General features: G+C 70.3%; 24 protein-coding genes. 3 read left to right on the forward strand and 21 right to left on the reverse strand.

What is annotated here, in order from left to right; translation table 11 throughout:
* Window positions 1-14 precede the first annotated feature (14 nt).
* Window positions 15-620, forward strand: coding sequence for a DJ-1/PfpI family protein (locus tag ACIRU3_RS21430; protein ID WP_404058407.1), 606 nt, complete (start codon window positions 15-17; stop codon window positions 618-620).
* 7 nt (window positions 621-627) lie between these two features.
* Here the strand turns inward: ACIRU3_RS21430 and ACIRU3_RS21435 are convergent, their stop codons facing one another.
* From ACIRU3_RS21435 to ACIRU3_RS21490, 12 genes are all read right to left on the reverse strand, one after another.
* The gene (locus ACIRU3_RS21435) at window positions 628-1,488 is read right to left on the reverse strand and encodes an ABC transporter ATP-binding protein (protein ID WP_404058409.1); all 861 of its coding nucleotides are present in this window, start codon (window positions 1,486-1,488) and stop codon (window positions 628-630) included.
* A gap of 3 nt (window positions 1,489-1,491) precedes the next feature.
* Window positions 1,492-2,454 carry a FecCD family ABC transporter permease gene (locus ACIRU3_RS21440; RefSeq protein ID WP_404058411.1) on the reverse strand — a complete coding sequence of 321 codons (963 nt, stop codon included), beginning with the start codon at window positions 2,452-2,454 and terminating at the stop codon, window positions 1,492-1,494.
* A gap of 65 nt (window positions 2,455-2,519) precedes the next feature.
* The gene (locus ACIRU3_RS21445) at window positions 2,520-3,560 is read right to left on the reverse strand and encodes an ABC transporter substrate-binding protein (RefSeq protein WP_404058413.1); all 1,041 of its coding nucleotides are present in this window, start codon (window positions 3,558-3,560) and stop codon (window positions 2,520-2,522) included.
* 83 nt (window positions 3,561-3,643) lie between these two features.
* Window positions 3,644-7,891 carry an amino acid adenylation domain-containing protein gene (locus tag ACIRU3_RS21450; RefSeq protein WP_404058415.1) on the reverse strand — a complete coding sequence of 1,416 codons (4,248 nt, stop codon included), beginning with the start codon at window positions 7,889-7,891 and terminating at the stop codon, window positions 3,644-3,646.
* Window positions 7,878-8,135 carry a phosphopantetheine-binding protein gene (locus ACIRU3_RS21455; protein ID WP_404058417.1) on the reverse strand — a complete coding sequence of 86 codons (258 nt, stop codon included), beginning with the start codon at window positions 8,133-8,135 and terminating at the stop codon, window positions 7,878-7,880. Before ACIRU3_RS21455 ends, ACIRU3_RS21450 begins: the two co-directional genes overlap by 14 nt.
* A gap of 56 nt (window positions 8,136-8,191) precedes the next feature.
* Complete coding sequence (locus tag ACIRU3_RS21460; protein ID WP_404058419.1) at window positions 8,192-9,742, reverse strand: fatty acid--CoA ligase; 1,551 nt, start codon at window positions 9,740-9,742, stop codon at window positions 8,192-8,194.
* Window positions 9,743-9,761: 19 nt separating this feature from the next.
* Complete coding sequence (locus ACIRU3_RS21465; RefSeq protein WP_404058421.1) at window positions 9,762-10,289, reverse strand: FcoT family thioesterase; 528 nt, start codon at window positions 10,287-10,289, stop codon at window positions 9,762-9,764.
* A complete protein-coding gene (locus tag ACIRU3_RS21470) occupies window positions 10,286-11,176 on the reverse strand; it encodes a TauD/TfdA dioxygenase family protein (protein ID WP_404058423.1) in 891 nt (296 codons plus the stop codon). The genes ACIRU3_RS21465 and ACIRU3_RS21470 overlap by 4 nt, the downstream gene beginning before the upstream one ends.
* A gap of 23 nt (window positions 11,177-11,199) precedes the next feature.
* Window positions 11,200-11,439 (reverse strand): acyl carrier protein, encoded by a 240-nt coding sequence (locus ACIRU3_RS21475; protein ID WP_404058425.1) that lies wholly within the window; start codon window positions 11,437-11,439, stop codon window positions 11,200-11,202.
* Complete coding sequence (locus ACIRU3_RS21480; protein WP_404058427.1) at window positions 11,436-12,494, reverse strand: beta-ketoacyl-ACP synthase III; 1,059 nt, start codon at window positions 12,492-12,494, stop codon at window positions 11,436-11,438. The genes ACIRU3_RS21475 and ACIRU3_RS21480 overlap by 4 nt, the downstream gene beginning before the upstream one ends.
* Before the next feature lie 64 nt (window positions 12,495-12,558).
* Window positions 12,559-13,929 (reverse strand): MFS transporter, encoded by a 1,371-nt coding sequence (locus ACIRU3_RS21485; protein WP_404058429.1) that lies wholly within the window; start codon window positions 13,927-13,929, stop codon window positions 12,559-12,561.
* Window positions 13,930-14,139: 210 nt separating this feature from the next.
* The gene (locus tag ACIRU3_RS21490; protein WP_404058431.1) at window positions 14,140-14,895 is read right to left on the reverse strand and encodes an aspartyl/asparaginyl beta-hydroxylase domain-containing protein; all 756 of its coding nucleotides are present in this window, start codon (window positions 14,893-14,895) and stop codon (window positions 14,140-14,142) included.
* A 1,039-nt stretch (window positions 14,896-15,934) separates the two neighbouring features.
* On the opposite strand from ACIRU3_RS21490, the gene ACIRU3_RS21495 reads away from it, so the two are divergent.
* On the forward strand, window positions 15,935-16,270 hold the full coding sequence (locus ACIRU3_RS21495; RefSeq protein WP_404058433.1) for a copper chaperone PCu(A)C: 336 nt from the start codon (window positions 15,935-15,937) through the stop codon (window positions 16,268-16,270).
* A 70-nt stretch (window positions 16,271-16,340) separates the two neighbouring features.
* Here ACIRU3_RS21495 and ACIRU3_RS21500 read toward each other — a convergent pair whose 3' ends face one another.
* From ACIRU3_RS21500 to ACIRU3_RS21530, 7 genes are all read right to left on the reverse strand, one after another.
* Window positions 16,341-16,994 carry a sigma-70 family RNA polymerase sigma factor gene (locus ACIRU3_RS21500; protein WP_404058435.1) on the reverse strand — a complete coding sequence of 218 codons (654 nt, stop codon included), beginning with the start codon at window positions 16,992-16,994 and terminating at the stop codon, window positions 16,341-16,343.
* A gap of 230 nt (window positions 16,995-17,224) precedes the next feature.
* Window positions 17,225-17,920 (reverse strand): hypothetical protein, encoded by a 696-nt coding sequence (locus ACIRU3_RS21505; protein ID WP_404058437.1) that lies wholly within the window; start codon window positions 17,918-17,920, stop codon window positions 17,225-17,227.
* A 190-nt stretch (window positions 17,921-18,110) separates the two neighbouring features.
* Window positions 18,111-18,647 (reverse strand): copper chaperone PCu(A)C, encoded by a 537-nt coding sequence (locus tag ACIRU3_RS21510; protein ID WP_404058439.1) that lies wholly within the window; start codon window positions 18,645-18,647, stop codon window positions 18,111-18,113.
* The gene (locus ACIRU3_RS21515; protein WP_404058441.1) at window positions 18,644-20,938 is read right to left on the reverse strand and encodes a heavy metal translocating P-type ATPase; all 2,295 of its coding nucleotides are present in this window, start codon (window positions 20,936-20,938) and stop codon (window positions 18,644-18,646) included. The genes ACIRU3_RS21510 and ACIRU3_RS21515 overlap by 4 nt, the downstream gene beginning before the upstream one ends.
* A gap of 636 nt (window positions 20,939-21,574) precedes the next feature.
* Complete coding sequence (locus tag ACIRU3_RS21520; protein WP_404058443.1) at window positions 21,575-21,715, reverse strand: hypothetical protein; 141 nt, start codon at window positions 21,713-21,715, stop codon at window positions 21,575-21,577.
* 155 nt (window positions 21,716-21,870) lie between these two features.
* Complete coding sequence (locus ACIRU3_RS21525; RefSeq protein ID WP_404058445.1) at window positions 21,871-22,299, reverse strand: thioredoxin family protein; 429 nt, start codon at window positions 22,297-22,299, stop codon at window positions 21,871-21,873.
* A 7-nt stretch (window positions 22,300-22,306) separates the two neighbouring features.
* A complete protein-coding gene (locus ACIRU3_RS21530; protein WP_404058447.1) occupies window positions 22,307-22,756 on the reverse strand; it encodes a DUF4395 domain-containing protein in 450 nt (149 codons plus the stop codon).
* Window positions 22,757-23,366: 610 nt separating this feature from the next.
* On the opposite strand from ACIRU3_RS21530, the gene ACIRU3_RS21535 reads away from it, so the two are divergent.
* On the forward strand, window positions 23,367-23,708 hold the full coding sequence (locus tag ACIRU3_RS21535; protein ID WP_404058489.1) for a hypothetical protein: 342 nt from the start codon (window positions 23,367-23,369) through the stop codon (window positions 23,706-23,708).
* A gap of 238 nt (window positions 23,709-23,946) precedes the next feature.
* Here the strand turns inward: ACIRU3_RS21535 and ACIRU3_RS21540 are convergent, their stop codons facing one another.
* Entirely contained in the window at window positions 23,947-24,531 is a 585-nt protein-coding gene (locus tag ACIRU3_RS21540; RefSeq protein ID WP_404058449.1) for a hypothetical protein, read from the reverse strand.
* 420 nt (window positions 24,532-24,951) lie between these two features.
* Window positions 24,952-25,275: transposase (locus tag ACIRU3_RS21545; RefSeq protein ID WP_404058451.1), on the reverse strand; the 324-nt coding region annotated here is incomplete at its 5' end.

Genomic DNA, 25,275 nt, shown 5'->3' on the forward strand with positions numbered 1-25,275 from the left:
TCTACGGTGTGATCGTGACCGACACCCTGACCATCGGTGTGCTGCTGTTCGAGGACGTCGAGGAACTCGACGTGGTGGGCCCGTGGGAGGTGCTCGGCTTCTGGGCCTCCCACATCGCGTCGTCTCCGGTGCGGCTTCTGGCCGTCGGACCGGACGCTGATGCTGTGGTGGTCTGCTCGAAGGGGCTCCGCCTCGTCGCCGACTGCGGCACGAACACGGCGCCGCCGCTCGACGTACTCGTCCATCCCGGTGGCAACGGCACCCGAACTCTGGCGCGCGACGAAGGACATCTCCACTGGCTGCGCGGCCTCCACGAACGTGGCACCGTACTGGCGAGCGTGTGTACGGGCTCGCTGGTGCTGGCTGCCGCGGGGCTGTTGGCCGGCCGGCCGGCCACCACGCACCACCACTACCTCGACAAGCTCACGAAGCTCGACGGCACGATCGACGTGCGTACGCGGGACCGGTACGTGGACGACGGTGACATCGTCAGCAGCGCCGGGGTGTCGGCCGGTATCGACATGGCGCTGCACCTGGTGGCCCGGTTCGGTGGTGCGGAGGCGAGCGAAGCGACGCGTACCGGCATTCAGTACGAGACACCTGCTGAAAAGGGCGCCTGACCCGGCATCACAGTTCTCCCGTCTTCACCCTCCGGTCGTCCTGCGCACCGGTCTCGTCGCCCGTCATGTCACCGCCGCCCTCCTCCCCGTGGCCATGGGCGAGTGGCTGAGCCGCGTAGGTGATGCGGACGACTCCGTCCGCCTGCCGTTCGGCGTGCGCGCGTACGCCGAAGACGTCGGCCAGGAGCTGCGGGGACAGCACGTCCAGGACCGGTCCCGCCGTCACCACGGCGCCCTCGTGCAGGACGACCAGGTGATCGCACAGTCGGGCGGCCAGGTCGAGGTCGTGCAGGACCGCAAGCGTGGTGACACCGGTGGCGCGGATCAGGTCCAGCAGCTCGAACCGGGCGCGGATGTCCAGGTGGTTGGTCAGCTCGTCGAGCACGAGCAGCCGGGGGTCCTGGGCCAAGGCCCGGGCCAGCAGCACACGTTGGCGCTCGCCACCGGACAGGGAGGCGTAGTCCCGGTCCGCGTACGGCCGTACACCGCAGCGGTCGATGGCGTCGGCCACGGCCCGGTGGTCCTCCGCGCCGTCGCGCCCCAGCAGGCCGTGGTGGGGTGAGCGGCCGAGCGCGACGATCTCGGTGACCGTCAAGCCGGTGGTGTTGCCGGTGGCGTCCTGGAGGACAGCGGCGGTTCGGCGGGCCGCGCCACGGGCGGACAGGGCCCATACGTCGTCGTCACCGACCCTGACCACGCCGTCCGCCGGACGCAGCGAGCGGTAGACGGCGCGCAGCAGTGTGGACTTGCCGCTGCCGTTGGGGCCGACGAGGCCGACGATGTCGCCCTTTCGGGCTTCCAGGCTCACATCGCGGAGGATCGGACTGCGGTCCAGGGTGATGTGGAGCCGCTCGACGGTGAGTTTCATGCTTCAGTCCAGGCCCTTGTTGCGGCGCAGCAGCCACAGGAAGAACGGAGCGCCCAGCAGGGCGGTGAGGATACCCAGCGGGAGTTCGTTGGGGCGGTTGAGGGTGCGCGAGAGCAGGTCGACGAGGACCAGGTAGAGGGCGCCCAGCAGGGCGGTCAGGGGCAGGAGCCTGCGGTGGTCGGCGCCGAGGGTGAGGCGGACCAGGTGCGGGATCATCAGCCCGACGAAGCCGATGCTGCCGGCGACGGCGATGACGGTTCCGGTCAACAGCGCGCTGAGCACGAGAAGGACCGCGCGCAGGCGGTTGACGTCCACACCGAGCGCGGCGGCGGAGTCGTCTCCGGCCAGCAGAACATTGAGCCGCCGCCCGAACAGTGTGAGGAGGGCGGTGCCTGCCAGCACCACCACCGTCACCGTCGGCAGTTGGTCCCACTGGGCGCCGGCCACGCTGCCCAGCATCCAGAACATGACCGTCCGCAGCTCGGTCGGCGTCGCCTGCAACTGGACGTAGCTGGTCGCGGAGAGGAAGACGTAGCCGACCGCGACCCCGGCCAGAACCAGCCGGGTCGGGGCCATCCGGCCGCGCCGCTGCCCGAGGGCGAAGACCAGCGCGCCCGCCGCCACCGCGCCGAGGAAGGCGGCCGCCGATACGCCGAGGCCCGCGAGCGCCACGCCTCCGCCCAGGGTGATGACCAGCACCGCGCCGAGCGTGGCGCCGTAGGAGAAGCCGAGGACGATGGGGTCGGCGAGCGGGTTGGCCACCACGGTCTGCAGCACCGCGCCCGAGACGGCCAGGCCGGCGCCGACCAGGGCCGCAAGCACCACCCGGGGAGTGCGGAAGTTCCAGACGATCTGGTCGGTGGCGAGGTCACCGGAGGCACCCTGCCCGGTGACGTGGTGCCAGACGATGCCCCACACGTCGCCGAGGGGGACGGTGACCGCGCCGATGCTGATCGCCACGATCATGGTGGCGATCAGCGCGACGGGCAGGAGGGTGAGAGCCAGGGTGACCCGCAGTCGGGTCGGACGGCTCAGAAGGCGTCGGGGTGCAGCATCTTGGCGATCTTCTCCACGGCCAGGTCGTTGCTGGGGCCGAGGTACATCGAGTCGGACAGCACCACGTACTTGTTCTTCTTCGCGGCCGGCCACTGGGGGAACTCCTTCAGCAGTTTCTTGGCGTAGGCCGCCGGGTCGGGGTCGTTGTAGCCGATGACGACGAGCGCGTCGACGTCGGTGGCGGCCACCTTCTCCTTGCTCAGGTCGGCGAAGGAGGTCTTGGAGGCCGAAGCGAAGGCGTTGGAACCGCCCGCGTTGGTGAGGATGTCGTTGTAGATGCCCCGAGCGACGACGGAGCTGAAGTCGTTGCCGCCCATGGACATGTTGGAGAAGAGCACCATCACCTTGGGTGCCTTCTTGCCCTGGACCTTGGCGGAGATCTCGCCGATGTGCTTCTCCGAGGCGGCGATCAGCTTCTCCGCCCGGTCGGAGACGTTGAAGATCCTCCCCATGTCGCGCAGCAGCGTGTAGCTGTCGGCGACGGTCATCTTCGAGGTGTCCTGCTTGCAGCCCTGCGGGGAGACGTAGGTGTTGGCTGCCACCTGCTTGAGCTGCTCGCGGGTGGCGAAGCCGTTCTTCTCGTCGAAGCCGTACGACGTCGTGGACAGCACCAGGTCCGGACGCAGGCCGAGCATCGCCTCGCGGGGGATGTCGTAGGCGTCGTTGAGTTTGATGTTCCCGGTGGGCAGGGCCTTGATGGCCTTGGCCCGGCCCGGCACCTCGCTCATGCCGTACGCCTGCTCATTGGCGACGATCTTGTCGCCGAGGCCGAGGGCGAGGAGGGTCGAAACCTCGGCGACCGAGGCGCCGTTCATGACGACCACGCGGCTGGGGGCCTTCTCGAAGGTCTGGGTCCGGCCGCAGTTCTCGATGGTCACCGGGTACCCGGTCCTCGAGGCGGCGGCCTCGGTGTTCTTGCCGCTCGCCCTCTCGTCCGTCGAGGAGTCGGCGCATGCCGCCGTGACCAGACAGAGGGCCGCGGCCAGGGCTGTGGCGACCGGCCGTTCGATGGACATGCTGGCTCCTTGCTTGCAGGGCTCGGTGGTGTTCCGTTGCAGTAGTCGTGGCGGGGCGGCCGTGAGTTCCCGGGAAAGTCCAACTACTTGCCGGGAGGCGCCGGATGGGGTTCTTTTCGGGTCGGTGCGGGCAGGTCCCCCATGGCCACACACCGGTCGAGGTACCGGAACACCAGGTCCCGGCCGATCGACGGACAGGTGATGCCGCTGCCGCGCAGTCCCTTGCGGACGTTGTCGGCGCGGACGTGTCCGAGCCTCAGGTCAAGGGCGTCGCCCCCGCTTGTCTCGCTCGAGTCGAAGAAGGCGAGCGTGGTCGTGGCGACATCGGCCTCGCGGGACAACTCGTCCCGCCACTGGGCCAGAGGCATGCGTCGAACCGGATAGCCGTATTCCTCGACCCAGTCGTAGAGGTCGCTCAGCCGCACTCTCGGTACGGCCGCATGGTTGAAGACGGGACCGGAGCCGTTGAGGCTGAGATGCACTACGGACTTGGCGGCATAGTCCACCGGCGCCCAGATCTCGTCCTCGAACAACTCCGGGACGATTGCAGCCGGGATGCCCGCCCGCAGCACGCTCCACAGGAAGTCGCGCGCGTTGACATATCCGGTGCCGGCCGGTCCGGTCACTCGGCCCAGGCGGTGCACGGTGACCGGCAGGCCACGCTCGGCGGCCTGTTCGAGGAGGCGTTCGGAGGCCCACTTCGACTGCTGGTAGCCGTATCGCAGACCGGTGTGAGGCGGCAGGAACGCCTCCGGTACTTCCGGGCTGTGGCTCGCGGGAGGAGCCACGGACAGCGTGGAGACGTAATGGAGCGGGATGGCGCGTGCGGTGGCCAGGCCCAGCAGGTGCCGGGTGGATTCGGTGTTGACGGCGCGCAGGGTCCCGTACTCCCGCATGATGCTGACCGTCGCCGCGTTGTGGAAGATCGCGTCGCAGGTCTCGGCCAGTTCGCCGAGGGCGTCCGGTGTCAGGCCGAGGCCGGCGCGGGCGAGGTCGGCGGGCACAGCGGTGATGCGGCACTTCGCCGCTTCCGGCAGCCGGAGGTCGTGCTGCTCCAGGGCGTGGTGGACGCGGTCCATGGCCTCGCCGGCGGTGTGCGCGCGGACCGCGCAGATGATCTCGGCCTCCGTGGCGGCCAGGAGTTCCGCCAGAAGGTGCGCGCCCACGAAGCCGGTGGCGCCGGTCAGCAGGATGCGGCGGGGCACGTCCGGCCGGCGGCCGGCACCGGGCCGGATGCCCGGGTCGAGGGCGGTGTCGGTGAGAAGGGCCGGCGGGAGGCCAGGTGCGGCGGGCGTACGGTCGGCGAGGAAGCGGGCGAGTTCGGCGGCGGTGGGGTACTGGAAGAGCCAGGCGACCCGTATGTCGCGGCCCAGTTCGGCGCCGAGACGGTTGGCCACCTGGATGGCCTGGAGGGACTGGGCGCCGAGGTCGAAGACGTCGGCGGCGGCGGTGACGTCGTCCGCGCCCAGGATCTGTTGCCAGATGCCGACGATCGTCCGCTCCAGCGGGCTGCCGGCGGCGGGCGCCGGTGTCGCGGCGGGCGCGCTCAGCGCACGTCGGTCGATCTTGCCGGATCCCGTCCGGGGCAGGCGGTCGTGGAGTGCCACGGCGGAGGGGATCACCGCCGCGGGCAGCTTCGCCCGCAGGTGGTCCCGGACCTCGGAGGCGGACGGAGCCGGAGGGTCCGCGACCACATGGGCCGCGAGGCGCCGGGTGCCGTCCGGAAGGGTCTGGCCGACGACGGCCGCCGCACGGATGCGAGGGTGGCTCAGCAGGGCACTCTCGACCTCGGCGGGATGCACCCGATGACCGCTGATCTTGAACTCGTCGTCCGCGCGGCCGAGGAAGCGCAGTTGGCCGTCCTCGCCGATGCGCACCAGGTCGCCCGTGCGGTAGGAGCGGGGGCCTCCGGGAAGTACGGCGAGGGGGGCGAACCGGGCGTTCTCGGACGCACCGGCCCTTCGGTAACCGAGGGCCAGGTTGTCGCCCAGGAGGTACAGCTCCCCACCGACGACGGCGGCTCGGGTGCCGGGCAACGGCAGTCCGATCGGTACGTCGCCGGGGGCGAGCGCGGGATCGTGCAGGTCGGCGACGGTGGCGACCACGGTCGCCTCGGTCGGGCCGTACGAGTTGAACAGCGCGACCGAGGTGCCTACGGCCTTGCGCCAGCGATCGACGCGTTCGGGCAGCGCCGCCTCACCGCCGATGACGACGGTCCGCACTCCTTCGGGCAGGACGGTCGTGCCCGTCGAGAGTGCGTAGGCCAGTTCGTGCCAGTAGGCGGTGGGCAGATCCAGGACGCTGACGTTCAGGCGTGCGCAGTCGGCCAGGAACCGCGGGACCGACTGCGTCATCTCGTCGGTGCGGATGACGAGGGTGGCACCCGCGCACAGGGTGAGGAACAGTTCCTCCACGCTGGTGTCGAAGAGCAGCGGCGCGAACTGCAGAACCCGGTCCTCGCGACGCAGTCCGTAGCGATGGGTGGCACTTGCCACGAAGTGTGCCAGGGCGCTGTGGCTGATCTCGACGCCCTTGGGGCGGCCGGTGGAGCCGGAGGTGTGGAAGACGTAGGCGGGGTCCTGGGCTGAGGGCCGTGGCGGGGGCGGGCCCAGGGGCGAGTCCGGCTGGTCGACTGTGAGTACGGGTGTGGCCGCGAAGGTGCTCGCATCGGCGGCGGTCGTGACGACCAGGGCGGGCGCGGCCGCGTTCAGCAGCTGCGCCGTCCGGTCGGCGGGGGCGGTCGGGTCGAGCGGGCAGTAGGCCGCGCCCGACAGCAGCACGCCGAGGATGGCGGTGACAGCGTCGATGCCCCGGGGCAGCGCCACGGCGACCAGATCCCCCGGGCCGATGCCCCGGTCGGCCAAGCGGCGAGCCATGTCACGTGCGATGCCGAAGAGTTGGGCGTACGTGACGCTGTTCCCGGCATGCTCCACCGCGACCGCTCCGCCCCGGCGGGCTGCGTGGCCGGCGATGAGGCTCAGCACCGGGCGGGCAGGGGCGGGCAGCGGCCCGCCGTCCAGGATCCGTACCGACGCCGGATGCATGGGCCGGTCAGGGGTGGCCACCGCCTCTGCGAGCTGGGCGAGCAACCCCTCCTGAAAGGCGGTGACTTCCGCCTCCGTGTACAGGTCGGGGTTGGCGTCCACCGCGATCCGCAGGCCGGTACCGTCGGAGCGGTCGTACACGTTGACCGCCAGGTCGTCCACGGGACCGGCGGAGACGTTGTGGACGGTGCTGCGGTGCCCGGCGAAACGCAGGTCGTACGCGAACGGCATGATGTTCACGCCAGGCCCGGAGAGCCGGCGCTGTCCGCCCACCAGCTTCAGGTCACGGCGGAGTTGTTCGTAGCGATAGCGCTGGTGCGGGAGACCGGTGCGGAGTTCGCGGGAGACGCGGGCCACGAGGTCGCGGAGGCTGTCCTCGGCGGACACGGCGACGCGCAGCGGCAGGATGTTGCGCACCATGGCCGGTACCCGCAGTGAGACGGAGCCGAGACGGCCCATGGCCGGCAGGCTCAGGACGATCTCGGGTGTTCCGGTCACCCGGTGCAGATGGGCCACGGTCACCGCCAGGAGCACCTCGGACCAGGTGGCCGACAGCTCACGGGCGACCGTGCGCAGGGCGTCGGCCTGGGCCGCGTCGAGGTCCGTGACGCGGCGGTGGAAGGTGCGCGCGGGCAGCACCGAGCGGCCGGCCGGGGTGGCCACCGGGGGGCGGTCGGCGTATCGGTCGGTCCAGTAGGCCCGGTCCTTGGCGTGGCGGGCGGATTCCCGGTAGGCGCCCTCCTCGGCGCGTACGGACGCCAAGGTGCCGAAGGCACTGCCGGGTACGGGTTCGTCCGCCATGAGGGCCGTGTAGACCTGGGCCACCCGGCGTGCCACCAGGGACAGGCCGAACCCGTCGAGGGCGATGTGATGGACGCGGTGGTACCAGAGGTAGCGGTCGCTCCCGGTCTTCAGCAGGGCGTGGCCGAACACGGGGCCGCGGGTGAGGTCCACGGGGCGGGCCATGTCCGCGGCCATCCAGGCGAGCGCGGCCGCGTGCGGGTCCGGTTCGGTGGTGAGGTCGGCGGTGTGCAACTGCCAGCCGTCCGCCGGGGTTTCGGCCTCCCAGGGCCGGCCTTCACCATCCACGACGTACGTGACGTTGAGGGCTTCGGTTTCGGCGACCACGTGGTGGAGCGCGGTGTCGAAGACGGCCGTGTCCATCGGTCCGTCGATGCGCACGTACTCGGCCGTGTTGTAGGCGGGGCTGTCCGGGTCCAGCTGCTGTCCGGTCCAGATGCCTTCCTGGGCGGCCAGCAGCGAGTGACCGGGCTCAGGTGTCGGCACGTGCCGCACCTCCCCGGCGCTCGGTCAGCAGCTGCCACCACTGGGCGAAGGAGCTGCGCTCGGCGAGGTCCACGAAGCCGACGTCCGCGCCCGCGGCCTGCCACCGTTCGAGCAGGGTGACGATGCGCAGGGAGTCCAGTCCTGCGTCCAGCGGGCTCTCGTCCAGGTCGACTTCGTCGGGCCGCAGGTACAGGAACTCCGCGAGGTCGGCGCGGAAGCTCTCCAGTGTGAGGGATTCAGGCATGGGGGTTCTCTCCACGACGGTCTACGACTGTGTTCTTCACGGCGTTGTCGGCTGTGTCAGTTGACCTTGCGGGCCGAGTCGCCCCAGAAGCGGTCGCGCAGTTCGCGGCGGAGGATCTTGCCGCTGGGGTTGCGCGGTACGTGGTCGATGAACTCGAAGGCCGAGGGCAGCTTGAAGGCGGCGAGGCGCGGAACCAGGAAGCGGTGCAGGTCCCGCGGGGTCGGCCGGTCCCCGGGTACGGGGACGACGAACGCGTGGACCCGTTCGCCCCAGCGTTCGTCGGGGGCGCCGACGATCACCGCCTCGGCCACACCCGGGTGGCTCTCCAGCACGTTCTCGATCTCGGCCGGGTAGACGTTCTCACCGGCGACGAGGACGGCGTCCTTGATCCGGTCACGGATGAAGATGTAGCCGTCCTGGTCGATGTATCCGGCGTCGCCGGTGTGGATCCATCCGTCGACCAGGGTCTCCGCGGTCTTGTCGGGCAGACCCCAGTACTCCGTCATCCGGGCCGGGGTGTGCAGGCAGACCTCGCCGATCTCGCCCGACGGCAGTTCCCGGCCCTCGTCGTCGATCACCTTGGCGCGGACGCCCGGATAGGGGTGGCCCGCTGCCTGCATGCGCGGGCCGCCGGGGACGTGGTCGGCCGGTGGGAGGCAGACGGCGGTGTTGCCGGTCTCGGTGAGCCCGTAGATCTGCGCGAACTCGCAGTCCAGTACGGCGAGGCTCTCCTCCAGCAGGCTCTCGGAGATCGGGGAGCCGCCGTAGACGGTCTTGCGGAGAGTGGTGAAGTCCTTGGCAGTGACCCCTGGTTCGGTGAGCATCATGCGGAGCATGGCCGGAACCACGCAGGCCGTGGTGATGCCGAGGTCGCTGATCAGGTCGACTGCCCGGCGGGCGGCGAAGGAGCGCATCGCCACGATCGTCGTCCCCGCGTTGAGGTTCTGCGTGGCCCACCACAGACCGCCGATGTGGAATCCGGGGATGCCGACGAGGGCGACGTCCCCCTCCCGCCAGTCGATCCAGTCGAGCCCCGTGCGGGCCAGGGCCTCACGGATGGCGAAGAAGCTGCGGTGCGCGAGCACGACCCCCTTGGGGAGTCCGGTGGTGCCGCTGGTGTAGAGCTGGGCGACGGGGGTGTCGGCGGTCGCGCCCACCTTCGGCTCGGTGTCCGGATGCCCGGTTTTCCACGCCGCGAAGTCCGGGCCGAGGGGTACGACCGTCTCGGGCGGCGCGGTCGCCATGCGCTCCACGATCGGCGCGAACTCCTCCTCCAGGAAGAGGAGTCGGGTGCCGGAGTCCTGGAGGATGTGGCTCACCTCGGGTGCGGTGAGCCGCCAGTTGACGGGAACCAGGACGGTGCCGCTCTTGGCACAGCCGAAGAGGATCTCGTAGTAGTGCTCGGACTCCTTGCCCAGGTACGCCACCCGGTCGCCCTCGGTGAGTCCGGCGGACCGGATCGCATGGGCGATGCGGTTGCTCTCGCGGTGCAGTTCCCCGTACGAGAGGCTGCGGTCCTCGCAGAGCACGGCCGGGGTGTCGGGCCTGCGGTCGGCATGGAAGCGGGTGGTCTGGACGAGCGTCGTCATGGGCTCCGTGGGCTCCATGGGCGATCCCTTCGATGGCTCAGCGGACGTTGACGAATGCGAGCGTCGCCTCGCCGTCGCACCGGCCGCCGTCGGCGTCCCAGTAGCGGTACGAGGTCTGGGCATGCAGGAACGGCTCGCCGCCGCCGGGCACGCGCCGGGCGACGGACAGGAACGCCATCTCCCCGGAGAACGAGCGGGGGTTGACGGGCCGCCGGAAGTTGCCCGCGAAGCGGGCGATGAGGATGTCCGGGAGTTGGTGTCGCCAGAAGTCGTCCAGGGTCCAGTCCTCGAACCCGGCCAGGAGTCCCTCCTTCACGGACTTGGCGACGAGGTAGTACATCATCTGGTTGTAGGCGATGTTGACCTCGACCGAGTTCAGGTGCCCGGTGTCGTCGATGTAGCACGACTCGGGGATCGTGAACTCGCAGCGGGCCGAGGTGTGTTCGGGCCCCCTGGTGACCGCGGCGGACCTCAGGTACCTGCAGTGCTCCTTGTACGGCACCAGGACGCGCGTGAGCAGGGCGGCGTCGGTGGCGTACGAGCGGTCGACGGCGGGTGTGGTCATGGCACCCGTATCCCGTCGTGCAGCTTGCGCTCGTCGTGGACGGTGACGCGGTAGGAGACGGTCGGCTCCGGGTTGGTCGTGTGCCGGGCGCGGTGGACGAGGCTGCGGTTGTCCCAGATCAACAGGTCGCCCTGCTCGAAGCTCTGCAGGTGGATGCTGTCGTGTTCGAAGGTGTCGTCGAGCTGGCCGGTCGCCTCGAAGAGGTTCTTGAGCAACTCATCGTCGAGCGGCGTGCCGTTCGCGTCCTCGACGCCGACGGTGAAGCCCTCGCTGATGTACAGGACCGTTTCACCCGTGAGGGGGTGAGTGAAGGTGGTGGGCTGCCTGACGGCCGGGGTCTTGCGCTCGACCTCTTCGATGATCTCGGAGAGCGGGCGGTAGACGTCGTGCGGGCGGATCTTGAAGTACTTGCGGACCGAGTGGCGGCAGTGGGTGCCGGCGATCTCCTGCTTCAGGTCCTCGGGCAGCCTCTCGTAGGCGCGGCCCATGTCGATGAAGTACGTGCCGCGGTCACGCTGCGGAATGACCTGCGGGTAGATCAGCGTGATGCCGAAGGGGTCGGGCATGAACTGGTAGTCGGCGTGCCAGAACTTGCCCGTCTTCGGCACGCCTATCTGCTTGCCGTTCTCCGGGACGTTGGACGAGACGAAGATCTCCTTGATCTCGGGGTGGTGGTACATCGGCTCGTAGTAGGTCTCGGGGCGGCCGAGGCGCTTGCCGAGGTCCAGGAACTGCCGGGGGGAGAGGTCCTGCCGCTTCAGGACGGCAATCTTCTTCGTGTAGACGGTCTGCTTGAGCGTCTCGATGTCCGCGTCGGAGGCGATGGTGTGGTCGAAGTCCTCCACCGTGGCGCCGAGGGCCGAGCCGGACTGTTCGGTGATCTTCATGGGTGTCTTCCTTCGGTGGGAGGTCAGCGGGCCTTCCTGGCGTCGATCAGTGCCGCGGTGCCGCCGAGGGTGAGGGTGGGGCGCAGCTCGCTGTCGTGCACCGTGACGCCGAGGTCGCGCTCGATGCGGATGCTGATCTCGACCATCGTCAGCGAGTCGACGTCCAGTTCGGCGAAGGTGACCTCGGGGGTGAGGCGGTCGGTGGGAGCGTCGTGCAACTTGGCGAGGATTTCGACGAGTTGGGTGTAAGTGGTGGTGCTCATGAGGCGGTTTCGTCTCCTCGGTCGTACGGGTCTGCGGGTATGGGCGGTAGTTCGGGCCAGGTCGACAGGCAGGAACCCCAGGTGAGGCCGCCGCCGAAAGCGGTGAGCAGGAGCCGGTCGCCGGGGCGCAGCGCCTCCCGGGTGACCGCGTCGGCCAGGGCGAGCGGGATGGAGGCGGCACCGGTGTTGCCGACGGCGTCGACGTTGGTCACGCAGCGTTCCCTGGGCAGGCCCAGGTCGTCGGCGACGGAGTGCAGGATGCGCAGGTTGGCCTGGTGGGGCACGAAGTGGTCGACGTCGCCGGTCTGCCAGCCCGCCCGGCCCAGGACGGCGCGCGCGGACTCGGCCATGCGGGTCACCGCGTGGCGGTAGACCTCGTTGCCGCGCATCGCGAAGTGCCGGTCGCGGTGCTGTACTTCGCCGCCGGCCGAACGCTGGCGGGAACCGCCTGCGGTGATGGTGATCAGGTCTTCGTGCGCACCGTCGCTGCCGAGGTCGAAGTGGCCGATCGCGCCGGGGGTGTCGGCCTGTCCGGCTCGCAGGACCACGGCTCCCGCGCCGTCGCCGAAGATGATGGCGTTGGCTCGGTCCAGCGGGTCCACGATCGTGGAGTAGGTGTCCGCGCCGATGAGCAGGACCCGTTCGGCGACTCCGGACGTGATCAGGCCGGCGGCCGTGGCGAGACCGTACACGAAGCCCGTGCACACCGCTCCGACGTCGAAGGCTGCGGCCCCGGCAAGGCCCAGCCGCGCGGCCACGGCGGGGGCGGTGGCGGGGCAGGGCCGGTCCGGTGTGGTCGTGGTGACGATCACCGCGTCGACGGAGTCGGCTCCGGCATGGCGCAGGGCACGGCGTCCGGCCTCGACGGCCAGGTCCGAGGTCGCCTGACCGGGCTCGATGACATGGCGGCGGCGGATGCCGGTGCGGGTGCGGATCCAGGCGTCGTCGGTGTCGAGGCGCTCGGCGAGCTGGTCGTTGGTGACGACGCGGGACGGTACCCACCCGGCAAGTCCGCACAGGACGGCGGCGGGTGGACTCGGAGAGGTGGTGGGCACGGCTGATCTCCAGGTAGGCAGAGTTCCGGGAGCGCCCGGACGGGACGAGGGCGGTGGGAGTGGTCTAGGGACCCGGGGTCGCTCTGCGCACGACGAGGGTCAGCGGCACGCCGCAGGCGATTCCGGCCGCTATGGCGAACACGGCGACCCTGATGCCGGCCAGTGCGGTGTTGTCCGCCGGGTGCGGGCCGGCCGCACCGGCCAGCGCCACCAGCGCCGCGAGACCCACCGCGCCACCGACTTGCAGGCTGGTGGAGGCGAGTCCCGACGCCACGCCCTGGTCGTCGGGCGCGACACCGGCGGCGGCGGTGATCCACATGCCGGTCCAGGCAGCCCCTTGGCCCAGGCCCAGCAGCACGATGCCCGGCAGCAGCAGGGGGTACGAGCCGTGCTCGGTGAGCGCCAGGCCGAGGGCGGTGGCTCCGGCCGCGCCGAGGGCCATGCCGCCGACCAGCATGCGGCGTACACCGACGACGGCAACGGCCCGTTCGCCCAGCTGGGTTCCGGCAGCGACCACCACGGCCGGGACGAGGAAGGCGAGTCCGGTCGCGAACGCGCTGTAGCCGCGCACGGTTTGGAAGTAGAGGGTCAGGAAGTACGGCAGGGTACTGAAGGTGGCGCTGTACACCGCCGTCACCGCCATGGCGCCGACGAGCCCGCGGTGTCCGAACAGCCGGGTCGGCACCAGCGGATCGCGCGCACGCGTCTCGACAAGGGCGAAGAGCGCCAGAAGAGTCGGCGAGAGCACGGCGCTCATCAGCGCGGTCGGGCTGGTCCAGCCGGACTCGGGGGCGTGAACCAGCAGGAAGACCAGGAGTGTTATGCCTGCTGTCCCGGTCAGCGCGCCGGTCATGTCGAAACTGCGCACACCGGTCCGCGGGGCGTCCGCGGGAAACAGCACCCGTCCCGCCCATGCGATGGCCGCCGCCACAGGGACGTTGACGAAGAACACCGACGGCCAGCCGAACGCCTCCACCAGCACCCCGCCGAGCAGGGACCCGAAGCAGAGGCCTCCGGCCCCCGCGGCACCCCAGACCGCCAGGGCCCGGTTCCGGTCGGGTCCTTCGGCGTAGATCGTGTTGATCAGGGACAGGGTGGCCGGGAACAGCAGGGATCCGCCGATGCCTTGGGCCGCCCGCGCGGCGACCAGCGCTCCCGGGGTCTGGGCGAACCCACCCACCAGTGAGGAACCCGCGTAGATCAGTGCCGCGGCGACAAACGTCCGGCGCCGGCCGAGCAGATCCGCGGCCCGTCCGCCCAGCAGCAGGAAGCCGCCGGTCGTGACGACGTAGGCGCTCACCACCCACTGCAGGCCGTGCTCCGAGAAGCCGAGGCCCGCGCCTATGCCGGGGAGAGCCACGTAGACGATGTTGTAGTCGAGGGCGATGACCAGTTGGGCCAGCGCCAGGACGAGAAGGGGCAGTCGTGCCGACATCGTCCGGTCCCCCTCACCAGCAGAAAAGAAAGAGAAATGGCGACGAATATCGAATCCGTCGATCATTTTCGGTCACAATAGCACCCCGAAGAGAACTTGAGAATGGCCACTCTGCCTCCTTCCTCAGGGGTGGGAATTCGCTTTTTCGGGCAGCACTGAAAACCGACAGCGGAGAACTGTCGGTTCATTTAATTCGGGAGTTTCAGGCGGTCAGCTGTCTCCCATCAGTCGCCTGATTTCCGAGATGAGGGCCACCAGTGCCCGCCGTTCCGGAATGGTCGTTTCCGGGTGCCAGAGGTCGACGAGGAGGCAAGTACGGGGCCTATTGCCGTCGTTGCGCGCCCCGTGTTCGAAGGAGTAGTCGAAGAGCAGGCAGCGACCTTCCTGCCAGCTGCGGGTCTCACCGGCGACGGTGATGCTGCACCCGTCGGGGATGTCCACGGCGAGATGCAGGTTGATGCTGAAGTTCCACAGGTCGCAATGCGGGGAAATGGATGCCCCGGGGAGCAAGGTGGAGAAGTGGCATTCCAGCAGAGGGCATATGGCCCCCGTGTCGACTGCGAACTCTTGCAGTACCTGGTAGGCGGTCGGTACGGTCGCAGCCGATTCCTCGACCAAGTCCCCGTCGCGGTAAAGGTAGAGAGCCTGCCAGTCCTGCTGCCGAGTCAGGTAGTGCTCGTAGTCGGAAAATGCCTCCCGGTGGACCGCCCAGGCAGAGTTCAGCTCACCCTTGATGACCGGATGAGCGGATTCCAGTGCCCCGACGACGGGGGTCAGTTCCGGATAGGCGTAGGGATCGTGCCACGGGGTGGGAGTCAGGCCCGGCAGGATCCACTTGGCTCCCTTCTGGAGCGGATGCCGGGGGCCTCCTCCTCCGGGTTCCAGCATCCGTTCCACCCTGCTGAGGGATTCCGCACCGTGATCGCTTCTGATCGCCGCGAACGCGTTCTCTATCTCGGGTGTCATGAGGCCCTCCTGGCTGATGCCGCGACCGTGCGCCGTGCCGCGCCGTCGCATCAGTAGTCGGACAGCAGTCCGGGTGAGTTCCCGCGACTTTCGGTCAATGTGCCGCGGCTCCTGGGGAATTGATGCTTCCGCTCCCCTCCGGGGATCACGTCGGCGTCGGGCCTGCCGCTTCGCGCCGGACGGCCGGAGCCATGTCCACCGCCCGGTCGCAGAGAGAAGCGGCTACCGGGTCGTCGGTCGCGACCAGCACCGTGACGGGCGACTCGGCGACGAGATGCGCGACGGCGGTCCGGGCGGCGTCTTCCGGCCCGGCGGTCGGGGTGGTCCGCCGGCAGCACGCCTGCCCCCGAGGCCACACAGCCGATCGCGGGTGCCATGTACAGAAGCTGCAGTTCCTCCCCAGGCACAGCCCCTGCGCCGCACCCGGCATCGTGCCGGCGCGCGGCGGCTCCGGGAGCCACGGTCACCCACGGAAGCCATGCGCAGGCTCTGCTGCGCCACGCCCGTTCAGCGGGGTTCCGGTTCTCGCGCCCGCCCACGGTGATCCGGGCACCGCTCACCGGGTGGAGCCCGGCCACCGCACGCAGGAGCGCCGTACGGGCCGGGGCCGCCGCCGCGCCGGTCAGCGCGACACGTTCCCCGGCCGGCACTTCGAGGTGCATGCCCCGAATCTCCGTCGCCGCGTCGGCTCGGCAGCGGACGTCACGCAGCCGCACGTCCAGTGCGACCGGATCGCCCGCGGGCCAGGAGAGCCGCTCCCGAGCCCCGTGTGATCGCCATCTGGTCTGTCCCACGTCCTGGTGGTCGCGCGACCGTCCCTCCGAGTTCCCGACTTCAGGGCAACCGGGCCGGGAACTTGCGGCCGCCGGCTTCCGACTACTTCTGTGTGACCCGGAACTGGAGCTGCCTCGCCGTTTCCCTCGGAAGAGCCGTCGGATCAGTGCTGGTGCCCCTCGGTGCGTGCGGGGCAACACTGGCTCTGCTGGTCGCCTACACGGGCAGTGGAGCGGCGGGGAATCCGCCTCCGAGGATCTCCGTGGTGGACGCGCGGCTCGTCGCTCCGGCCGGGGCGGCTTCCGCCGTCGCCTACTTCGAGATCCGGAACTCCGGTGCCGTCGGGGACACCCTGCTCTACGCCGACTCCCCGGAGGCGGGCATCAGCATGATCCGTACCACCGGCCCCGGACGGACCGAGCGGGTGCCGTCCGTCAGGGTTCCGGCCGGCGGCCGCGTACGGATGGCTCCGGGAGGACTCGGCGTCGTGATCCTGGATCCTCCGGCCCTGGCCCCAGGGGTCACGGTCGACTACAACCTCTGGTTCCGGTACTCGGGCAGGGTGACCGTACGGACGCCGGTGGTGGCGGGAACGAAGTGACAGGTCCCGCTGCCACGGATGCCGGCGCCGCCTTCCGGGTCCTCCGGGGCCGGCGCCGGCATCCTCTCCGTCAGGCTGCCGTGGCGACCTGACGGCGTGTACGACGGGCGGGCTCTCGCACGTCCACGCTCGCGCCGCGTCCCTCGGCCTCGACAAGCAGACCCATGAGGGTCATCCGGGCGCGGGCCACACGGGACCGGACCGTGCCGACCGGGCAGCCGCCGAGCCGGGCCGCCTCCTCGTAGGACAAACCCACCACCTGGGTCAGCACGAACGCCTCACGGCGCTCCTCGGGGAGTGTGTCCAGCAGGTCGAGGAGGGCGATGCCGTCGTCGAAGCCCGGCAGGCCGCGTGGCTGGGCGCATTCGACGGCCAGCTGCCAGTCCTGGGTGTCCGCCGTCCGGGGCCGGACGGCGGCGCGGCGGAAGCTGTCGACGACCGTGCAGCGGGCGATGGACAGCACCCAGGTACGGGCCGAGGCGCGCCCCTCGAATCGGTGCAGGCTGCCGAGCGCGCGTACGAACGTGTCCTGGGCCAGGTCGTCGACGTTCTGAGGGTCCGCCCCGAGGTGGGCGACATAGCGCCGCACGTCGGCGTGCAAGGCACTGACGAAACGTTCGACCGCCTCCGGGTCGCCTCCTCGGGCAGCCAGCGCCCAGGCGGTCGCCGTTGCGTCAGCCGAGATCCTCTGCGTTCGCGGGGCGTGCAGGACAGAAGTGATCACGAGGTGTCCTTCTCAGATCATCCGGAGCCCGGCCAGGGTGAGGCCGCGGCTCTCCGGCGAGTGGGGTGCAGCCGTACGGGTGGTACGGCGGTGCCCGGGGCTCGCGCAGGCGCGTGCGCGTGCAGGGTCCTCAGGAATCGCTCGCGACACAGCCGGTGAAGTCTTCGCAGGAAGACCCGGAAAGCCTGCTGGAAAAGAAGAAGAGGGGAGCCCCGGTGGATCCGGCTGTCTCAGGCGACAGCGGTACCCACGGGCGGCCCCCGGGAGGTGATCGCGTAACAGAGAAGGAGTCGTGCCAGGGTCCGGCGACCGAAGTCGTGGTCCCTCCGCACGGACGTACGGCACGACGGCACGGGCAGGGCCAGCAGCATCCGCAGGGGTGCCACCAGGCGGGCGGCAACGGCCCGCAGGATGCGGAAGAACGCGCGCTCGCCGTACGCGAGCCACAGTCCACACAGGACCGCGGCGAGCAGGTGGGCGGCGAACATACCGAACCCGGCGCTGCCACCCATGCTGTGCGCACTGTGCACGCCGGGTTCCATGTGCGTCATGGAGCCCGCCCCCATGTGCCCCATGCCCGGCATGTCCATCGCGTCCATGTGCATGGAGCCCATGTGCAGGGAGCCCATGTCATGTGGCGCGCCGGACGAACCCGGATGTGGGCCGGGCGCGTGTGACTGGGCCAGGGAGAAGGTCTCGTGGAGCACGGCCTGGGCCGCGACCACGACGGCGACGATCAGCGCGTGTCCGCGCTCACGGCCGGCGAGGCACCAGCCGGCTGCGCCTGTCCCGGCAGCACCCGCCGCCATGGCCCACCAGGGCACCGCGACACCGGACATCATCACGTGACCGAGGGCAGCGAGCAGGACACAGGCGGCGGCGAACACACCGGCCCGCAGCGTGCGGCACCACCCTCTGACAGTCATGACGCGCCCATCTTCGCACCCGTGGTCCGGTCGTTGTCAGGGGGTACGTACGAACACCTGGCCCCGGACTCAACGAGAGCAGGGTGACACAGACCACACCGACGGGGCGGGAACTCCACGCGCACCAGCAGCGACTTCTACAACGCGACCGCTTGGGACCAGGTATGCCAATAGTTGGGCACAACTGCAGTCAGAACACGACTGTTCCAGGTCGGACCACGACAGCGGGCAGCTTCACTCGACCGCTGCGGCTGAACGTCAGTGTGAACGAGACCAGATCTCCCGCACGTAGCTCGCCGACCGGGACGACCACCGTCAGATCCACCCCGTAGGGCGACATGGCGATGCTCTCCCCCGCCCGTATCTCGATCGACTCGATCGGGGCCCGGTAGGCCGTCGCGCCGCCTCTCATGTGGTGGCGAGCCAGTACCACTCCACCGGGAGCGTCGGGCGAGGTGATGCCCACGAGACGGTCGGCCGAGCCGCCCTCGTTGGTGATGCGGAAGAACGCCGCGGTCTCGTCGGAACCGGCGGCCGGGAGGTAGACACGTCCCTCGGTGACGCTCATCCGGGGCGGACTGCCCGCGTTGCCCGTACCGACCCAGGTGGTCAGGCCTGCCAGCGCCAGGCTGGACACGGCGACGGGCACGAGGGCGGCGAGAAGCGTGTCGGTCAGCCGCCGGCGTCTGCTGAGCCGGTCCGACAGGCGGGTGAGCAACCCGTTCACCGGTGACCGGCCCTCCCCTGCCCTCGCCCGCGTTCCGGGGCCGGTGACGGCCGCCAGGCGCGCAGGCGCAGGCTGTTGCCCACCACCAGCACGGAGCTGGCCGACATGGCGGCCGCTGCCACCATGGGGTTGAGCAGACCGACCATGGCGAGCGGCACGGTGACGACGTTGTAGCCGAAGGCCCACACCAGATTGGCCCGGATCGTGCCGAGCGTGCGCCGGGCGAGCCGGACGGCGTCCCCCAGGGCTTCGATGTCCCCGCGCACGAGCGTCAGGTCGGCCGCCCCGATGGCCACGTCCGTACCGCTGCCCATGGCGATGCCCAGATCGGCGACGGCGAGTGCGGCTGCGTCGTTCACGCCGTCGCCGACGACCGCGACCCGACCACCCTCGTCCTGCAACCGCCGCACCAGGGCGGCCTTGCCCTCAGGCGTACAGCGGGCGTGCACTTCGTCGATGCCGAGCGCTCCGGCCACGGCCCTGGCGGGCGCCTCTCGGTCGCCGGTGGCGAGCACCGGGCGGATCCCGAGCCTGCGCAACCGGTCCACGGCACGGTAACTGCCGGGCCGGACGACGTCTCCGACCGCGACCAACGCCTCGGCCACTCCGTCCACGCGTACGAGGACCGGTGTGTGTGCGGCGGTCTCCGCCTCGGCGAGGGCGTCCGCCAGCGCGGCCGGCAATGCGCCGTCCGGCGCCAGCACTTCCACCGTACGGCCGTCCACGTGGCCACGGACCCCCCGCCCCGGTGTGGCCGCGAAGTCGCGCACCACCGGCAGCGGCTCCTCGGCCGCCGAGCGCCGCGCGTGTGCGGCGATGGCCCGCCCGAGGGGATGTTCCGAGCCGTGTTCCACGGCGCCGGCCAGGCGGAGAACGGCGTCCTGCCCCAGGCCGCCCGGAGCGGCGGTGACCCGTGCGACGGTCATGTGGCCGCTGGTCAGCGTTCCCGTCTTGTCCAGGACGACCACGTCGACGTGCTGGAGTGCCTCCAGCGTCTGCGGGCCGCTGACCAGCACACCGAGCTGGGCACCGCGGCCGGTGGCGGCCATCAGAGCCGTGGGCGTGGCCAGGCCCAGCGCACAGGGGCAGGCCACGACGAGTACGGCCACGCACGCGGTGATCGCGGCCTGTGGGTCTGCCCCGGCGCCGAGCCAGAATCCGAGCACGGTGACGGCGATGGTCAGCACGACGGGCACGAACACCCCGGCGACGGCGTCGGCGAGTCGCTGTGCCCGTGCCTTGCCCGCCTGGGCCTCCGTCACCAGCCTGGTGATGCGGGCCAGCTGCGTGTCGGCCCCGACCGCCGTGGCGCGGACGAGCAGCAGACCACCGGCGTTGACGGACCCACCGACCAGGGCCGAACCGGGCCCCACCTCGACAGGTTCGCTCTCACCTGTGACGAGCGAGAGGTCCGCGGCGGAACTGCCCTCCACCACCCGGCCGTCGGTGGCGACCCGCTCGCCGGGACGCACCACGAAGACCTGCCCCACCCGCAGCTGCCCGATGGGGAGGGACCGTTCGCCGTGCTCGTCGCGTACGGACACCTCCTTGGCCGCCAGCTCCGCCAGCGACCGCAGGGCCGCTCCGGTCCCCTTCCTGGCCCGCGCCTCCAGGAAGCGCCCGGTCAGCACGAACAACGGGACGCCGACCGCGGCTTCCAGGTACACGTGCGCGGGACCGTCCGACGCGGACGACAGCAGACTGAACGGCATCCGCATGCCGGGGTCACCCGCTCCCCCGAGGAACAGCGCGTACGCCGACCAGGCGAAGGAGGCCACGACACCGAGCGACACGAGCGTGTCCATGGTGGCCGTGGAGTGACGCAGGCCGCGTACCGCCCGCGTGTGGAAAGGCCAGGCGCTCCACACCGCGACCGGGGCCGCGAGCATGAAGCACAGCCACTGCCAGTTGCGGAACTGCAGGGCCGGCACCATCGACAGCACCAGGACGGGAACGGCGAGCAGCGCCGTGACGACGAGCCGCTCGCGTTCCTGCCGGGTGGCCGTCTCGGCCGCGTCCTCGTCACCCGACGCCTCGTCATGCTTCTCCGGCGCCGGGGGCTCGGGCAGCGCCGCCTCGTATCCCGCCTGTTCGACGGCCGTGACGAGATCGTCCGGCGGAGTGCTCGCCGGATGACTGACCCGGGCGAGTCCGGTGGCCAGATTGACGGTCGCCGTGACCCCGTCGAGCCTGGCGAGCTTCTTCTCCACCCGCCGCACGCAGGCGGCGCACGTCATGCCACCGACCGTCAGGTCCGTGACCACGAGCGGCGCCATCGGTTCGGCTCCCATCACTCACCGCCCCCGTGCATCCCTGGCATGCCACCCGTGCCACCACCGCTCCCGCTGCCGTCCGTGTCGCCACCGGCCCCGGCCCCGGTGCCGTGTATGCCGGGCGCCACCGGCCCGGCGGCCGATCCCACGGCGTAGGACACCGCGAAGACCAGCGCCAGCAGCACCAAGAACCCACAAAGGGCGGGCGGGGGCATCAGCTTGCGAGGAACCAAACCCGCGGTACGGGACGAGGCTCGGGACTCGGCCATGCTCGACCTTCCTGGTCGCGTCGAACCGTCGTACGGCAGAGATCGGTCGCAGCCGTACACATCAGAAGTCGGACGGACCGGCGGCCGAGTTCCCGACATCGAACTATGACGTGCGCCACACGTCAGACATGCATGCCAGGGCCGGTCTGATGGGTCAGTGACGAACCGGACTGCCGAGCGGCTGCGCCAGGCGATCGGTACCGCCGAGGCAGCGGCAGCGGCAGCGGCAGCGGCAGCGGCAGCGGCAGCGGCAGCGGCAGCGGCAGCGGCAGCGGCAGCGGCAGCGGTGCATTCTCCGGCACGCGGTGGAGCACGGCGGCAGCCGCTCCCGGTGAGCACCTTGTGTGGTGCTGTGAATGTCAGCCCTGCCTCGTCGGAGGCTTGATCAGATACAGCCGACGGGCCAGATCCAGCCGGTCAGCAGCACCTGGGCCCCGTTCCAGTCGTATGCACGGCGCGACTGCCACACCTCGCCGTGACCGCTCGGGTCGGCGGCGCGTGCCTGAAGGATGCGGAAGTCCGGCATCGCTGTGGAGGGACGCCGATCCCGTCCAGCTGGTCCTGGAGGCTGCCCGGATTCATCGCGTCGGCGTCGGGTGATGCCAGGCGGGGCAAGATCACCATTCGTTGCAGACGAAAGGCCAACCACAGCTGCGCAACCCCGGAAAACGAGGTGGCCTCTCAATCCGCCATGGCCAGCTCCACCGCCGACACCACGTCGGCCCGGGTCGGCGCGCCGGAGGCGCGGCGCACGACGCGACCGGCGCGGTCGAGGATGAGCACGGTCGGCGTGCGCATCACCTCGACGCGACGGACCAGGTCGAGCCGCGCCTCGGCGTCGATCTCCACATGGCGCACGCCGGGCGTCCCGGCGGCCACGCCGGCCAGCAGTCGCCGGGTGCTGGGGCAGGTCGCGCAGAGGGCTGTCGAGAACTGCACCAGCGTCGCCCGCTCGCCGAGCGGCGCACCCAGCTCACCGGAGGACAATCGCAGCGCGTCGCCCCGGCCACCGTCGCGCAGCCTGCCATCGCGACGGACACGGACCAGCCCGAAGACGGTCGCGGCCGCCGGCACGACGGCGGCCACGATCAGCCCGGCCGCATCGCTCACGGCTCCCTCACCCGTGGTTCAGCCGGGCCCGGCTGCGGACCGCGAGCAGGTAGAACTCGCAGCCCAGGCAGTAGCCGAAGGCGGCGTTCAGAAAGGCCGCCGCGAGCGCCGCCCCGCTCGCGGCGATGCCGATCCAGGTGGCACCGGACAGATATCCCGCCGCCCCGACGACAGCGAAGCCCAGGCCGACCGCCTGCGCGAACCGCGGCGGCCGCTCGTCCTCGAGCTCCTGCGGCGGCCCGAGACGGGGACGCACCAGTCGACGGTAGAGCCAGCCGTACGGAGCCCGACGCAGTCCCAGAACCGCACCGAGGGCGAAGACGACTGCCTGCGCGGCAAGCAGCACGCCGCTGCCGGTGACCAGGACCACAAGGAGGACGAGGGTCGTGAGCACGGCGGCGAAGCGCGGCCCACGCGGGTCGAGTCGGACGGGTACACCGTGGGTGCGGTCAGGCATGACGAACTCCGGGACGAAATGAGCGGATCCTGGCGATTGGGCGCGCGGTCAGCGACACGCGGCGGAACACACCCGACCGAAGTCGATGTGAGCCCTGATGACCAGGAACGTCGCGGAGAACATGCCGCCATTGCAGCAGCCACCCCCGCCGCGGTCAATCACCGCTCACCTGCCGGACACTCGAGCCGGCCCCCGCACCGAATGGAAGCGGATCACAGAGCCCCGGGTGAGCTGGGCGGGCAGCCGTTCGGCCGCCGCGTCGTCCACGGCGTCCGCCATCGCTCCGCAGAGTTGCTCGACGTCGTTCCCGGACCGCGCGCTGCCCGACAGCTGGTGCTGTGACCGCACAGGTTCGCCGGGTTGGTCAGGCTGCGGCTGCGAGGGGGTGTCCGCCCCCCGCGCATGCTCTTCTCGCTGCGGATGCGGATGCCTTCCTTGCGCTGGGCGGTGAGTACGCCTATGTCTGAACCCCGGACGAGCGCGCGTCGTCCGGCCCGCACGCTCGCCGCGTCGCCGCGTCGCCGCGTCGCCGCGTCGCCGTAGGGGCTTCCCGCCCGCCTCGACCCGCCGTGTTGGGGCCTGGGCCGAAGTGAAAGAGTGGTTGGTCACCATGGAGGAACAGACATTGGCCGAGCAGGCCCTCGGGTGCTCGTACGTCACCGCTGACGGACTCCGTTTTGACGTCATCACGATGTCGGTCGAGCACCATCCGGACCGCAGCGCGACGTTGACGTACTGGCTGACTGTGGGCCGCCAGGGCCACCCGGATGAGCGATGGGTGGTTGCTCTGCCCTGGGGCGACAAGTCCTGGGCGGATGTGTTCACTTCACCCGCGCCGCCTCCCGACCGACTGCGGCAGCTCGTGCACCTTGTCCATGCCCATCTGGAAGAGTGGTGGGACACGAAGGGACACAACCGGCAGTCCGCAAAGATGGGCCGGCGCATCACCTGACCCTCCCGAGCCCGACGCCGGCGTAGGTGCCTGCATGCTCGTGGACCGAGGCGCACGTCACGACCTTCCGCTTCTTCGGCGACGTCCCGCACCGACTCGTGCCGGTCATGACGGACCTCAGCTGTCGGTTCCCCCTTGTCACGCGCAATCGGGTCGGCTCACGCTCGGTACTTGCACACGGCCGCTGATCCCTCCCCGACCACATGGGCGCAGATTCTCGGCGACGTGCCTCGGCAAGCTAGGTGGCATTCCCGTCGCAGAGCTCCGCCTTCTTGATCTTGATAGTGGTGGTGCCATCGACGAGGGCAACCATCCGCGACGCGCCACCGTCGAATCGTGTGTTCTCTCGGAGGCCGGTCGGGCTTCTTACCCACCTGATGCCGGCTCGGTCGACGAACGCCAGGGCCATGGGACCGTGGTACGACCTCCAGGAAAGGATCGCTCCCTTGCGCCCCGGAGGAATGGCTGGGTCGATGTGCCGAGCGATGTCGAGTTCCAGTCCGGTGAACTGAAGGATGGCCTCCGTACAAGGGGCGAGCGATGGAAGCGCGTACACGGCGACATACCGGCCATCCGACTCCTGCCCTACAAGAAAGGCTGGGTCGGAGACCGGGTCGGACGACGTGTTGGCGAAGTGGGCCAGGCCATCCCGTTCGTCGATCCAGAACGTGACGCGAGCGGCCTGAGCGCGCTGTTCGGCGTCACTGTCCTCGCGGGATTGCGCCAACTGGTCCTTCGCCGTCTGCTGGCTCCAGTACGTGGCGACGGCTTGGGCCCACAGACCTCCGATTGCCGCGATTGCCGCGATCCCTGTGCCGGCCACCGTGATGATGTGAGCCCACTTGGCTCCTCGTATGCGTCGCCAAGCCGCCCACGGCCATGGGACCTCCGGCTCCGACGTCGACAGCTGCTCCGGTCGCTCGTCCGTCGGCTGCTCCCCCGGCAACTCCTCCAGGACTCTCGCCCGAATGCGACTGGGAGTCGGGCGCTGTCGTGCCAGTCGTAGCCGGGCCCGTCTCTGCGGTTCGTTCGTCACTTGCCCCCCTGCGCGGTTCAGGGGAAGACGCTGACACAGCGCAGATGCCTTCCGCAGCTCCCTGACCGATCCTGGCCCGTACAAGGCCGACTCCCCACAGCGGAGCTGCGCGCGGGATTTTCGTCCTGTTGCTGCTGGCGTTGCCCGGGCTTCCGCCGTGTACCTCTGAGCTTGTTCCGCTTTGACGGACACCATCGGTGTTGGTGGTCAGGCTGCGAGTGCGGCCTCGTATTCGGCGGGACTGCGGTAGCCGAGACTGCTGTGCAGTCGGTGCAAGTTGTACCAGCCCTCGATGAAGTCGAAGATCGCGGTGCGGGCCGCGGCCCGGCTGGGCCAGGGGCTGGTGCCGAGCAATTCCCGTTTGATGGTGGCGAAGAACGACTCGGCGAGTGCGTTGTCCCAGCACTGCCCGGTGCGGCCGACGGACAGACGGACACCGAACTGCGTTGCCAGGGTGGCGAATTGCTGGCTGGTGTACTGACAGCCGCGGTCCGAGTGGAAGATCACCGGCCGCGTGGGGCGACGCCGACG

The sequence above is a fragment of the Streptomyces sp. NPDC101151 genome, from assembly GCF_044768335.1.
Lineage (GTDB): Bacteria > Actinomycetota > Actinomycetes > Streptomycetales > Streptomycetaceae > Streptomyces.

Bases quoted from the DNA above. Each gene is read 5' to 3' on its own strand.
- ACIRU3_RS21475 (WP_404058425.1), bottom strand. From the start codon at position 11,439: ATGAGCACCACCACTTACACCCAACTCGTCGAAATCCTCGCCAAGTTG.
- ACIRU3_RS21460 (WP_404058419.1), bottom strand. From the start codon at position 9,742: ATGGAGCCCACGGAGCCCATGACGACGCTCGTCCAGACCACCCGCTTC.
- ACIRU3_RS21535 (WP_404058489.1), top strand. From the start codon at position 23,367: ATGGAGGAACAGACATTGGCCGAGCAGGCCCTCGGGTGCTCGTACGTC.
- ACIRU3_RS21505 (WP_404058437.1), bottom strand. From the start codon at position 17,920: ATGACTGTCAGAGGGTGGTGCCGCACGCTGCGGGCCGGTGTGTTCGCC.
- ACIRU3_RS21465 (WP_404058421.1), bottom strand. From the start codon at position 10,289: ATGACCACACCCGCCGTCGACCGCTCGTACGCCACCGACGCCGCCCTG.
- ACIRU3_RS21435 (WP_404058409.1), bottom strand. From the start codon at position 1,488: ATGAAACTCACCGTCGAGCGGCTCCACATCACCCTGGACCGCAGTCCG.
- ACIRU3_RS21445 (WP_404058413.1), bottom strand. From the start codon at position 3,560: ATGTCCATCGAACGGCCGGTCGCCACAGCCCTGGCCGCGGCCCTCTGT.
- ACIRU3_RS21530 (WP_404058447.1), bottom strand. From the start codon at position 22,756: ATGCCTGACCGCACCCACGGTGTACCCGTCCGACTCGACCCGCGTGGG.
- ACIRU3_RS21520 (WP_404058443.1), bottom strand. From the start codon at position 21,715: ATGCCGGACTTCCGCATCCTTCAGGCACGCGCCGCCGACCCGAGCGGT.
- ACIRU3_RS21490 (WP_404058431.1), bottom strand. From the start codon at position 14,895: ATGACACCCGAGATAGAGAACGCGTTCGCGGCGATCAGAAGCGATCAC.
- ACIRU3_RS21515 (WP_404058441.1), bottom strand. From the start codon at position 20,938: ATGGGAGCCGAACCGATGGCGCCGCTCGTGGTCACGGACCTGACGGTC.
- ACIRU3_RS21440 (WP_404058411.1), bottom strand. From the start codon at position 2,454: ATGATCGTGGCGATCAGCATCGGCGCGGTCACCGTCCCCCTCGGCGAC.
- ACIRU3_RS21455 (WP_404058417.1), bottom strand. From the start codon at position 8,135: ATGCCTGAATCCCTCACACTGGAGAGCTTCCGCGCCGACCTCGCGGAG.
- ACIRU3_RS21470 (WP_404058423.1), bottom strand. From the start codon at position 11,176: ATGAAGATCACCGAACAGTCCGGCTCGGCCCTCGGCGCCACGGTGGAG.
- ACIRU3_RS21485 (WP_404058429.1), bottom strand. From the start codon at position 13,929: ATGTCGGCACGACTGCCCCTTCTCGTCCTGGCGCTGGCCCAACTGGTC.